Genomic DNA, 12,363 nt, shown 5'->3' with positions numbered 1-12,363 from the left:
TGTGAAATAGGCTTCTGCATTTTCATGCACGAAGCCTTTTTTTGCGCCCGCGCACGCCGAAATTCCCGCGGGCCGTGACGGTCCGTGTCCGCCCCAATGTTCCGGCTTCCTGCGCCGTTTTTTTGCATGCCGAAAGAGACTGCGCGGCAAGAACTGTCTTGATTCTCCCCCTGCCAAGGGGGAGTACCCGAAGGGGGAGGGGGTATTCCGCCTGGACCGACATGTCAGGTCAAAGCAAGAAGCAACCACCCCGCCCTTCGGGCACCCCTCCTTGGCAGGAGGGGAGTTGGAGCGGCAACTGTCGGATCTGTATGCTTTGTGTGTTCGCGACCTCGGATGAGTTTTGGCGGGCCGATTCTCGGTCGCAAACGGATTGAGCTGACCCATCATGCCGTGGAAAATTTGCTGAACGTGAGGCACAAACATTGAAGTGAATGCATGCCGAAAGCGAGTGCGCGGAAAGAACTGTCTTGATTCTCCCCCTGCCAAGGGGGGGTGCCCGAAGGGGGAGGGGGTATTCCGCCTGGACCGCCAGGTCAGGTCAGAGCAAGAAGCAACCACCCCGCCCTTCGGGCACCCCTCCTTGGCAGGAGGGGAGTTGGAGCAGCAGCTGTCGGATCTGCATGCTTTGTGCGTTCGCGACCTCGGATGAGTTTTGGCGGGCCGATTCTCGGTCGCAAACGGCTTGAGGTTACCCATCATGCCGTGGAAAATTTGCTGAACGTGACGCACACAACTGAAAATTTGCTGAACGTGAGGTGCAAACATTGAAATGAATGCCGAAAGCGAGTGCGCGGAAAGAACTGTCTTGATTCTCCCCCTGCCAAGGGGGAGTACCCGAAGGGGGAGGGGGTATTCCGCCTGAACCGCCAGGTCAGGTCAGAGCAAGAGGCAATCACCCCGCCCTTCGGGCACCCCTCCTTGGCAGGAGGGGAGTTGGAGCAGCAGCTGTCGGATCTGCATGCTTTGTGCGTTCGCGACCTCGGATGAGTTTTGGCGGGCCGATTCTCGGTCGCAAACGGCTTGAGGTTACCCATCATGCCGTGGAAAATTTGCTGAACGTGACGCACACAACTGAAAATTTGCTGAACGTGAGGTGCAAACATTGAAATGAATGCCGAAAGCGAGTGCGCGGAAAGAACTGTCTTGATTCTCCCCCTGCCAAGGGGGAGTACCCGAAGGGGGAGGGGGTATTCCGCCTGAACCGCCAGGTCAGGTCAGAGCAAGAGGCAACCACCCCGCCCTTCGGGCACCCCTCCTTGGCAGGAGGGGAGTTGGAGCGGCAACTGTCGGATCTGTATGCTTTGTGCGTTCGCGACCTCGGATGAGTTCTGGCGGGCCGATTCTCGGTCGCAAACGGCTTGAGCTAACCCCTCATGCCGTGAACATTTGCTGAACTTGACGCACACAACTTTTTGGGCGGCCTGTCAGGATCTGAAAAGGTGAAAAACGAAGAGCCGCCCCGAGCGCAGGGCCACGCTGGCGGTGGTTTCGGTGAAGACGTTGCTCATGCCCCAGCTGGTGCCGAAGGTCAGGGTGGCGTCGCGGAGCGGGTATTCCAGGCCGGAGAGCGTCACGCCGTGGACTTCGGCCGTAGCCGGGAGCAGGGACAGGGTGTCGCCGACGCTCCCGGTCAGGGTCAGGGGCTGGTCCGTGAGGTGCACGCACTGGCCCTCGTCCATGACGCAGGCCGGGACGCCTGCGGGCAGGCAGCGCGACAGCAGGAAGAGGTTGCCCAGGGTATGGTCCAGGCGCCCGCCGGTTCCGCCCAGGATGGAGATGCGCGTCGCGCCGCGCTCCAGGGCCAGTTCCAGGGCCAGCTCCAGGTCCGTGGCGTCCTTTTTCGGCGGGTGAAGGTCCATCTCGACCCCAGCGTCCCGGTAGCTGGCGAGGAGGTCCTCCGGAATGGAGTCCATGTCCCCTACGGCCAAGTGGGGGATGATGGACAGCGGCGCAAGGTGGCGGCTGCCCCCGTCCACACCGACGACGCGGTCGGCCGTGGCGATCAGGGTGCGGATGTTGTGGGAGAGGTCGAGGGGGCCGTTGGCCAGGAGAACCCAGTGCATGGAACGTCCTTGGTGTGAAGTGGGGAAATCTTGCTGTTTCGGGGGCATCCCGCTACGTTTCACAGAGTAATCACGCCGGTTGCCCAAGGCAAGGAGAACGGGCCTGGCCTTGGGCCGAACCGGCTTTTCCGGGCGGTCGGCGGACGCGGAAAAGGTCCGGCCCGGCGGCCATGATCCCATCACGGAGGCTTCAATGTTCGATGCGACGATATATGCGGCGAGGCGCGCGCAAGCGATGCGCTCCGTCGGGAAGGGCGTCATTGTGCTCCCCGGCAACGATCTGCTGGGCATGAATTACCGGGCCAATGAATATCCATTCCGCCAAGACGGCTCTTTTCTGTATTTCACCGGCCTGGATACGCCCGGCCTCTGCCTGTGGCTCGACTGCGAGAGCGGCGAGGAGGTGCTGTGCGGGCCCGAGCCGGACCTCATGCACACCATCTGGAGCGGCCCTGCGCCGTCACTGGGGGAATTGGCGGAAAGAACCGGTATCTCACGGCACGGAAGCGCGGCCGGTTTGAAGGAGCTTTGCCGGAAAGCGGTCGGGGACGGCCGCGAGGTGCACTATCTCCCGCCGTACCAGGGCGATGGAGTGCTGCGGCTGGCGGGATTTCTCGGCAGGACCCCCGATGAAATCGAGACGGGATTCTCGCAAAGGCTCATCAAGGCTGTGGTGGAGTTGCGCAGCCTGAAGGACGAGGCGGAGGTCAAGGAAATCCGCCAGGCCGTGGCCGTTTCGGCCGACATGTACGCCGAACTCATGGCCTGCTGCCGTCCCGGCGTGTCGGAAATGGAACTCTACGGACGCCTGCAGGGCCTGATCCTGTCGCGGGGGAGCCGGGAGGCCTTTCCCATGATCCTTTCCCGGCGGGGAGAAGTCCTGCACAACCACACCCATGATCAGATTTTGCGGCAGGGGGACCTGTTGCTTGTGGATTCCGGGGTCTGCTCGCCGCTTGGCTACGCCTCGGACATCACGCGCACCCTGCCCGTGGGCGGTGCGTTCACGCCGCGGCAGCGCGACATCTACGAGATCGTACTCCACGCCCAGGCCGTGGGCATCGCCTGCATGGCCCCCGGCATCCCCTTCCTGGACTGCCATCTGGCAGCGGCCAGGGTCATGGTCGAGGGCCTCTCGGTCCTGGGACTCATGCGCGGCAACCCGGACGTAGCCGTGGCCGCCGGAGCCCACGCGCTCTTCTGCCCGCACGGCCTGGGCCACATGCTCGGCCTCGACGTGCACGACATGGAGAGCCTGGGCGAGGACAACGTGGGCTACGATCAGGAGTTCAACCGCAGCGGCCAGTTCGGCCTGTCCGGCCTGCGCATGGCCCGCAGACTGCGTTCGGGCTTCGTTGTGACCGTAGAGCCTGGCATCTACTTTATCCCGGACCTGATCCGCCTGTGGCGCGAACAGGGCCGACATGCGCAGTTCATCAACTACGACGCTCTGGAACCATATCTGGACTTCGGCGGCATCCGCATCGAGGACGACGTGCTGATCACGGCAGAGGGTGCGGAGGTCCTGAGTTCCGCCATCACCAAAACCGCCGGAGAGCTGGCAGAGCGCACGGGACGGCCCGCATGAAACGCATCAGCCTCCACGGCGGCCACAGCGGCCAGTTCTGCGACCACGCCCGAGACAGCCTGGCGGAAATCGTCGCGGCCTACCACGCCGCGGGGTTTGAATGCGTGGGGCTTACGGAGCACATGTCACCGCTGAGCGATGCGTGGCTCTATCCCGACGAGGTTGAGTTGGGCAGGACGGCGGTGTGGATGCAGGAGCGGTTTGGGCAGTATGTGGCCGAGGCCAGACGGCTGGAGCGGGAATACGCCGGGCGGATGCGTATATTGGTGGGGATGGAGAGCGAGTGGTATCCGGGATGCGGTCCGTGGGTTGCGGAGCTGCGTGAACGGTTCGCGCTGGATTATGTGGTGGGCTCGGTTCACCATGTGGGTGGTGGATGTTTTGATTTTTCGAAAGCGGACTATGAGCGCATTGCGATGAAGTCAGGCGGGATAGTCTCTATGTATGCGGCCTATTTCGACGCGCAGCTCGCAATGATGCAGGAACTCGGACCCGAGTTGGTCGGCCATTTCGATCTGATCCGTCTTCACGACCCGAATTATCCCGAAACGTTGGCTGGACCGGATATTTGGCGGCGCGTGGAGCGCAATCTGGAATGCGTGCGGGATATGGGGGCGATACTGGATGTCAACGCGCGGGCGCTTATGAAGGGGCAGACCGAGCCGTACGTTTGCCGTCTCATTCTTGATGCGGCTGCCGCCATGGATATTGCTGCTGCGTATGGGGACGACGCCCATGGGGTGACTGATGTGGGCTGTCACGTGGACGAGATCGAAACGATGCTTGTGGCCCGCGGGATGAAGGGCGCCGAGCTGCCGAGAGGCTAGAGCGGAAAGGGGAGGGGCTTTTTCCAGGCTTTCCACATGAGAAGGCTGGAGAGCGCCAGGCCGCTGCCGACCATGACATAGATTCCGGTTTTCAACGATGTGTTCATCGAAATGGCACCCAGAGTCCGTCCAAAAAAAGACATGACGAGAATGAGCGCCCAGTTTCGGACGGAAAAGAGGCCGCCGAGACAGACCGGCCTGGGCTTTTTTTCGATGTTGAGGATGATTTTCCGCGCAACCTTGTCAAAGACAAGTCTGCTTTTGACCAATCCCATTCCCAAGCCGGCCGCAATGGCGACCAGGAACAGGTGGGCCGGCTCCTGGCGGGAAATCCACAGGCCTTTGGCGGTCAGCAAGAAACCAACCGCAGACCAGACCAGGGCTGCGGTCAGCAGGCGGGTGCGTGGATAGACGCGGGGCGTCAGACGGTCGAGGAATTTCGGCAGCATGGGAACTCCTTGGGTGACCGTCTGTTAGAGGGCGGTACGGGGAAAGTCAAACCGGCGAGGGCTAGGGATCCAGACGACAAAAAGGCCGCTTCCGGGGGCAAGCGGCCTTTTTGCTGCACTGGTGGTGCGTCATTGGGTTTCTATGGTGTGCCATCCGCCCCTGCCGGACTTGACGTTCGGGATGGGAAGGTTTGGTTGGTGGATTTCGATGATCGTCCCTGTGCTGGTCTGCACAAAGGCGCGGACGCCTTCCTCGCTTCCGAGGTGCAGGCTGGGCGAAACGCCCATGCCCTGGCCCAGGTCCACAACAAAAGGTACGTACTCGCCGGTACTGTCCCCAAAGACGTCCTCCTTCCAGGCAGTTCCTGTCAGATAATAGAGGGCATAGAGTTTGCTCGACCCCTCGGCCGTACAGTAGTCGCTGGAAGGGGTGAACGTGGTGAAGTTGGTCAGGCCGCCGAAGAGAGTCGGCTGGCCGATGACTCGTTCTCCGGTGTTGGTCATGGCCCGTTTCCAACCGTCGATGCTGTTTGAGTTCTTAATGTACTGGGCCAATTCCTCCACTGTCGTGACCCCCGACGGGAGGCAACTTGATCCGTCGGAGCAGACGAGGGTGCCAAGACCGTCGTTCTTGACCAGCATCTTGGTCACGTCGATGAGATTGCCCGCCGGGATCGTGCTGAAGTTGTAGGCGTTGCTGTTGGTGAATTTTGGCTCCTGAATGCCGTACATCCACTGCGTACGGAGATCAGTCTTGTCCGAAACATCCCAGAATTTGCCGGTGCCGAAGTAGACCCATATGTCCTTGTTCTTGAAGCCGACATTGGGGGCTCCGGTCATGGGGCCGGAAGTGTCGGTCATTTCCTTGCGTTCCCATTTGCTGGGGTCAGGTTCCCCTTCAACCTTGAGCCTGTGGATGCCACCGGTCAGCACTCCACTGTTGGGTGTGACGACGGTTCCGTAATACATCATGTCGACAAAGAAATCGAAATTGTAGTCCACGGAAACAAAACCCGTGCCCATGGCACTGTTCGAATCGGACAGGGACAGAACACCCATGGCGGTCGTCTTCGGCTTGGTCTTGTCGTCCGCGAGACGAAGAGGGAACGTCGACTTGGGTTTGTTGTTGGTGTCGATCACCTGATCGATCGGTACGACAATGACCTGCGCCTTTTGAGTGCTCGTTCCTGCAGCGGTCAGCGGGCCGGTGGCGAACAGCATGTACCAGTGCTTGACTTTGGAACTGTCCTTGACCACGACAAGAGTCGGCTGGTTGACGGTGTAGCCGAGGGTGTAGTTGCCGTCGAAGGTGAACTCGCCAAGCAGGACGGGTTCCTTTTCCGGGTTGGTGATGTCGAAGATGAAGAAGCTCGACCCGAAGTATCTCGAATCCTTGGCCAGATCCTGCTGTCCGTCGCCCCCGAAATTGAAGCCGCAGGCCATGAGGGTGCCCCATCCGTTGGGGTGGTCGCCATCGTCCGCAAACACCTGGGCGTCAAATACTCTCGGCTTGAGGTCGACATAGTACTGATGCTGGTATTTGGTGCTCGTCAGGCATGGGAGGTTGGGGAGGAGGTTGTAGGGCACGTATGCCCACATTTCCGTGCCGAGATCGAATCCCTGAGCATTGCTGTATGTGCCGTCCGTAGCCATGTGCTTGAAATACGCTCGGTCTTCCGGGCTGTAAAATCCGCTGTTGACGGCGTGAATCATGCCGTCGTTGCCGCCGAAATAGACCATGATCCTCCGGTTCTTGTACTTCCGGTAAAATTCACCGTACGAGGTGTCGTTCCAATACAGATCGTAGTTTTCAGCGGGCGCGGCTACAACGGTTGGCGAGGAGTTTATGATGTCGCCAAGGCGCCATATCGCGTTAGTGTCGTCAACGCCGTCATAATTCGTGTCTATGAATGTTGCCCGGGAACGCATGCCTGTTTGTTCCTGACCACGAATCCAATTTACCACGGTTGAATTGCAGTAGGAAAGATTAATGTTGGCAGAGTCGAAGGGGACGATTTCGCCCGATTCGATCTTGCCGTCGCCATCGTCTTTCCATGTCGTTATGTATCTGCGTACCAAGTCAACCGTGCTCGTTGAATTGTAACTGGACCGCTGTTCAGTCGGATTGAGCCCACTCTGGTTCAGCCATTTGGAAGCGGACCAGACATGCTTGACGGCTGTAAGTTCCTTTGTGGCACCGCCGACGCACGTCCCGTTGACGACGGTGCCTCCGGAGCAGGCTCGCGAGCGTTTGGGGGTGACGTTCTGGTCGTACCAGATGGTGATTTTGTTGTCGTCGTCGGCAAGTTTTTGTGGTGATGCCCCGCCGTTGTCCTCATGCATGATGCCTTCGTCATCGAGCCAATAGGCGTACACATCGCCGGTCCACGAGGTCTGGTTGCCGTTGGAATCTACACGTTCAGGCCAGAACACGGCCTGGTACAAGAGTCCTTCTCCCTTTCGGGACGTGGAAACGACGGATGCTGCGGAACCGGAGGAAACCCGGTTCAAGATGCTACTGAAGGCGACAATTAGGGCGTTTTCCAGTTCCGTCCCTGAAGACGCCTCGAAATAATTGTCCGGCACTCCGTCGCCGTTGGCGTCGTATTCGCTTGTTTCCGGCAGATTGTTGTTGTTCCTGTCGATGAATCCGCCCCATTTGGCCGCTTCCTGGAGAAGCTGGCTGCCCGAGCCGAAAGCGAACACGGTGTAAAGATTGACCGTCTGATTGCCCTGCAGGGCCGCGGCGCCGGAGGAACGCAGGTCTGTAGTGTGCGCCCAATAGGCGACATTCTCGAGATAGCCGCTGCCTCCGTCCGGATAAGTCAGGCCGTCGTTACCTGCTTTGTCGGCGGATATATCCGTTAAAAAAGATGGCAAGTTCGTGTCTTTTGTCGACTCACCGTCTGTAATGAGGATGACGTTTTGCTGCGTGCAGTGAACATTTTTTTTCAAGTCTGAGAAGTAAAATGGATCTTTTGCTGTGGCAATCCCTGTATCGTATGAATCGTTTTCGTATTTTGGTCCTGATGTTTTTTTTGTTCCGTCTTGCTGGATATACCCGCACACTGTGTAGAATGTTTCGGCTAGAGGCGTCCAACTGTCCATCTTGAGTTCATCGATGTTGTCAATTATCGTGTTAATTTGTGTCGGGTCTGATGTCATATGGTTTACAAGGTATCCACCGTTGTTCATCGTGTCGTCGTCGTCGTAGCGGAAAAGAGCCAGTCGCATACGATATCCAAAGCGATCGAGCATGCCATACTGTTTATCAGATTTTACTTTCAGTATGAATTTTCCAAGTTCAGATCCTCTGACCCATCTGTTTGGAGAGACGGATGTGTCTACTGATGAAATGCTATATACTGTCAAATAGTCATTGTCTTTTGATTGAGTAAGGGCGATGTTTTGCTTATACGGTGTCGAGTAAGCGCTGTTCCCGTTTTCAATTTCTTGTGTGTTAGCGTTGTATACGTGATACATTCCTCGATTTTCGCTGCCTTCGTCGGTGCGTGAAACCTTGTATGTCCCTGATGTGGTGTCATATGGTCCCCCAGTGAGAACCTTTCTGACAACGTCAGTCCTGTGCATGGATGTCCAATTCAGAAAATTGCCGCTCCATGATCCGCTCGCATCAGAATAGAAGTATCCGCCAGTGCTGTTGTAGGAGTAAAAAGATTTGGAGTCGAAAAATCCGTAATAGGCAAACGTTGAATTGTATCCTGTATACGCTCTCTTGTAGGACGATGGAGTCCATAAACGTACTTCGGTTTCTTGATACGCATGCTCATTCATGCTGCCAGAAGAATCAACGATTAAGGTCGTTGAAGGGGCGACGGCGTCTGCCAGAAAGGGGGGGGTGAGCGCGTAGTTGTCGCAGTTGAAAACTTCGACTTGCGGGGGTTTTGGGGCGGCGAAGGCTGGTGTCGCCAACACGGCAATCAATATGGAGCACATTATGGTTCTATGGAAAAAATGCATGTTGTCCTCCTTTATTCCGGCCGGCGCTTCTAGTTGCAAAAGATGAAAACGGACACCACGTCAGGGGTTCCGTTTGGAACTGCGGACGGGGCGCACTCAACTCTAACGGATGCTCCGGAGAGTTCTGGGTCGAGAGAAATGGGGTTCTTGTCGCAACCGTAGATTTTGGTCGAAGCGGAGAGGGGAAGGATGGTCCCTACTTCATTTTGCACGGTCCAGCCATAGGGATTGCCAATAACCCAGTTACCTGGGCATAATGCTTCCGTCGAGTTGGTTTCGCTGTCTGCAGCGAAGCCCGGGACGGCTGCCAGGAAAAGAAGTAGTATGGTTGAGAGAAGTGATTTCATGCGGTAACTCCTTATTTTCCCGAAGACAGCGATCTGTATATTTCGGCAGAGCGCTTTCGGGATTCACCATTGTCGGAAAGGCCGGTTGAGCGAAGGCTGTAAATGCGGGCCATGGCCCCCCCGGCGGCAAGTCCTTTCCCGACGCCTTCGTAGCCAGCGGCAAAGATTATGGATGTGCCGTCAGAGCTGAGCGTGCCGAGAAAGTTGATGTTGATGATCGAAGCGATTTCTCCATCGACGAGAAAATTGATCGTCGAAGTGTTGTTGTTGTTATAAATTGCGTCTCCAGGGTTCACTATTTCGTAAGTTGTTCCGTTGACATTGAGCGGGCCATCCTCTGGGAAGGATGAACTTGCGTCATCTCCGCGAGTGTACTCGGAAAAGCCGATAACTTCCTCTGCAACCTCAAGGCCGCTGTCGCTCCACAGAAAGGCCTGCTTCATTAGACGGACATTACGTCCTATCAAAAGGTCGATCTCCGTGTTTGAGCTCAGTGCGATGATGACCGCGGCAAGAAGGGCCATGACAATGAGCGCGAGAACCAGTGCGCTGCCTTTGTTGTTCTTCATAGTTAATTGCCTACGACTATGCGTTGATACTGGACAGACTTTTGGCCAAAATGGTCCCAAGTGACTTCGACGTTGATTTGCCAGAGGTCGAGTCCGTCGAGAATTTCGCCTTGAGTGATGGCCCAGGTTCGGTCGTACTGTACTCCTTGGGTTGCGACGCTGTCAGCATTCTCACTTTCGGTTGCGTTGCTCTGACATTGCAGGGCCAGTTCTTCGAGTTTGGCCATGCCCAATTCCGATGCCGTCGTGATTCCGTTGCTGATGGCCCTGTTTTTCGTGGTGCCCTGTTGTGCCTTGGCCCAGCCGAGAATGGCCACGGCGATGATGACTGTGGCTATCAGGAGTTCGGTGAGCGTGAAACCATGTTCGTTGTGTTTAGTCGGCATTGCGCAACCAGACCTGAGTTTGGAATTCTTGATAGTGAAAGCCCGCGGGAAGGTCTCCGCCGTTGAAAGTCTGGCCGATGTCCCACGGGAGGCGGAATATGCGTCCTTCCCGATGTCCGGGTTCGATTTGGCGTGTGCGAAGGATCATGTAGATCCATACGGCCTTGATATTTCCAGGGGAGGCCGGGTTGTCTTCCCATGCCGCAGCAGAGAGATTTTCTTCTTCCGTGGTGTATGCGATTTGAAAGTCCTGAACATCATAGGCGATGACCTCGTCTCGCACTCCGTCCGTTTCCTGCATCCGCAATTCGCCGTTGTTGATGTAAAATCTGATCGGGTTGACCCTGAATAAGCGAGAACCTGCCAAAAGTGACGATATACTCCGATTAATTGTGATGGTTGAGCCTGATACAGATGTTATTTCGTAAAACTCATTTGGAGCGAGTGATGGATAAAAGCATATATGCTTAAGATATTCTGTTGTCCCAATATTTGAGATGGTATTAATGTTGACTGTATTTTGTTCCGTTGAATTGATTGATGATGTCGAGTTGGCAACATTTTCATATCCGTAAACTATTGTTATGCTGTCTGGATTGAACCCTGTGAATGTTTTGTTTCCTGCGGTAATGAAATTATTCTCGCCTGCGACATCATTCCCAGCAGATATATTGTCGCTGCATCCAAATCCGGCATGACTGATGGCTTGAATGAGGATCTGCAATGTGGCTCTGCCGCTACTTTGAACTTCCAGTATGCCTTGCTGAGCTTGGTTTATCCTGTTTTGTTCGCGGTACAGATTGTATCCTGCCGTGGCTATAATCCCGGCCATGACGATGACAACGAGAAGTTCCGGCAGGGAAAAGCCTGCTTCAACTCGCGGGATGCGTGAGGAGAGTCTGTCAGTTAACACGAATCGCCCCTGTACGTAAGACTGTGGTCGTTAACATGGTACCCGCACTGTTTCGCAAGGTGACAGTTGCGTTTCCACTCCCCATGCCTTCCGCGCTGAACCGAACGCGGGCGCTCGTTCCTGATCCAAAGCGAATGCTGCCTCCGTATGCAAGGAGATTGACTGTCTTAAATGGGACGTCATCGCCAGTGTCCAGATTTCCATCGGCGCCAGAATCAATAATACTATAGGATTGCGCCCCCGTGTCGAAATCCATGGCCCATGGGCGGAATCTCTTCAGCGCATTCATCTGGGTGGTGCGCAAGTCTTGTGATAAGGTGTTTGCCGCCGCTCTCAGATTGTATTCTGGTAAATATTTGAGGAGGAAGAGGCCGGTCACGGCCCCCAATACTCCCAAGATGCCGACAACAACGAGCAGCTCAACCAAGGTTACGCCTTTTTGATGTTGAAGGTTTGAATCCAAGGTCAGCCTCTCTTGTGCGCTATCGATTTTGGTGGAACGGATTCCTTGCGTTGCGTACGTGGCCGATTGATGCGATGTGAGGCGCAAATTTCCAACTGCGGGAGCGGGAACAAAATTTGCCTCGGTCGAATAAATAATGTCATTGTGGAAGCCCAATCATTTCAGTCAGATCATTGTGTCGTGACAAGAGGCGGAGCCCATTGTCCTCAATTTCTTGTGTGAAGAATTCAATATGCCTGCGTAACAGTTTCAAGTTTATCACGTTTTTGTTAAAGGACGGAATTCGCACTCAGGGCGCAAATTTTGTCCATTTTCATCTGTACTGGTGGCTGTACTGAGTTTTTTTTGTTAATATAAACATGGATTTCTTTGGTGTCAAAAATTCTTGGCTCTTAATATCATGATCGGTTTATTAAGTATAGCATGAAGTATGCCGACGTTCGGGCAGGTGAGTGGAATTTTTCAGGATGTGCGCTCTGAGTAAGAACAAATGAGGACTGTGAGATGCAATCTGCGGGCTTGTGATTTTTCGAAGCGCAGATGGTTGGAACGCTGTGCAACGTTGAAAGAGGGTAAGTCTGGTCGCGCAGTCGAGTTGATTCGAGTTGGGCCGGGGGCCGACTAATTGCGAGGTTCTCAGTCGGGTATGTTGGATGGGTCGAGACGCTTATCCTGCGTACCGGCTCTTTTTTGCACTAGAAAAAATGCAGGCAGCATCGCATTTGTGCTGGAGTTGTACTTGCTCAATCGCCCCTATCTTCCATGGTGGCAAAT

10 protein-coding genes are annotated in these 12,363 nt (G+C 55.8%); 2 read left to right on the top strand and 8 right to left on the bottom strand.

What is annotated here, in order from left to right:
* Positions 1–1,427: 1,427 nt before the first annotated feature.
* On the bottom strand, positions 1,428–2,066 hold the full coding sequence (locus ACYQ3G_RS03510) for a thiamine diphosphokinase (protein ID WP_459822378.1): 639 nt from the start codon (positions 2,064–2,066) through the stop codon (positions 1,428–1,430).
* 193 nt (positions 2,067–2,259) lie between these two features.
* On the opposite strand from ACYQ3G_RS03510, the gene ACYQ3G_RS03505 reads away from it, so the two are divergent.
* Both ACYQ3G_RS03505 and ACYQ3G_RS03500 read left to right on the top strand, forming a co-directional pair.
* Positions 2,260–3,654, top strand: coding sequence for an aminopeptidase P family protein (locus ACYQ3G_RS03505; RefSeq protein WP_459822376.1), 1,395 nt, complete (start codon positions 2,260–2,262; stop codon positions 3,652–3,654).
* Entirely contained in the window at positions 3,651–4,481 is an 831-nt protein-coding gene (locus ACYQ3G_RS03500; RefSeq protein WP_459822374.1) for a histidinol-phosphatase, read from the top strand. The genes ACYQ3G_RS03505 and ACYQ3G_RS03500 overlap by 4 nt, the downstream gene beginning before the upstream one ends.
* On the opposite strand, the gene ACYQ3G_RS03495 is transcribed toward ACYQ3G_RS03500, so the two are convergent.
* The 7 genes from ACYQ3G_RS03495 to ACYQ3G_RS03465 all read right to left on the bottom strand — a co-directional run bounded on the left by ACYQ3G_RS03495 (position 4,478) and on the right by ACYQ3G_RS03465 (position 11,589).
* Positions 4,478–4,930: a hypothetical protein gene (locus ACYQ3G_RS03495; protein ID WP_459822372.1), complete on the bottom strand. Its 453-nt coding sequence runs from the start codon at positions 4,928–4,930 to the stop codon at positions 4,478–4,480. The genes ACYQ3G_RS03500 and ACYQ3G_RS03495 overlap by 4 nt on opposite strands.
* A 129-nt stretch (positions 4,931–5,059) precedes the next feature.
* Positions 5,060–8,911 carry a pilus assembly protein gene (locus ACYQ3G_RS03490; protein ID WP_459822370.1) on the bottom strand — a complete coding sequence of 1,284 codons (3,852 nt, stop codon included), beginning with the start codon at positions 8,909–8,911 and terminating at the stop codon, positions 5,060–5,062.
* A gap of 29 nt (positions 8,912–8,940) precedes the next feature.
* The gene (locus tag ACYQ3G_RS03485) at positions 8,941–9,258 is read right to left on the bottom strand and encodes a hypothetical protein (RefSeq protein ID WP_459822368.1); all 318 of its coding nucleotides are present in this window, start codon (positions 9,256–9,258) and stop codon (positions 8,941–8,943) included.
* 11 nt (positions 9,259–9,269) lie between these two features.
* Positions 9,270–9,827 (bottom strand): pilus assembly PilX family protein, encoded by a 558-nt coding sequence (locus ACYQ3G_RS03480; protein ID WP_459822367.1) that lies wholly within the window; start codon positions 9,825–9,827, stop codon positions 9,270–9,272.
* Positions 9,828–9,829: 2 nt separating this feature from the next.
* Positions 9,830–10,213, bottom strand: coding sequence for a type IV pilus modification PilV family protein (locus tag ACYQ3G_RS03475; protein WP_459822366.1), 384 nt, complete (start codon positions 10,211–10,213; stop codon positions 9,830–9,832).
* The gene (locus ACYQ3G_RS03470; RefSeq protein ID WP_459822364.1) at positions 10,203–11,126 is read right to left on the bottom strand and encodes a PilW family protein; all 924 of its coding nucleotides are present in this window, start codon (positions 11,124–11,126) and stop codon (positions 10,203–10,205) included. The genes ACYQ3G_RS03475 and ACYQ3G_RS03470 overlap by 11 nt, the downstream gene beginning before the upstream one ends.
* On the bottom strand, positions 11,116–11,589 hold the full coding sequence (locus ACYQ3G_RS03465) for a GspH/FimT family protein (RefSeq protein WP_459822362.1): 474 nt from the start codon (positions 11,587–11,589) through the stop codon (positions 11,116–11,118). Before ACYQ3G_RS03465 ends, ACYQ3G_RS03470 begins: the two co-directional genes overlap by 11 nt.
* Positions 11,590–12,363: the final 774 nt, after the last annotated feature.

Source organism: Desulfomicrobium salsuginis (genome assembly GCF_054657795.1).
This window is presented reverse-complemented; position numbering and strand designations above follow the sequence as displayed.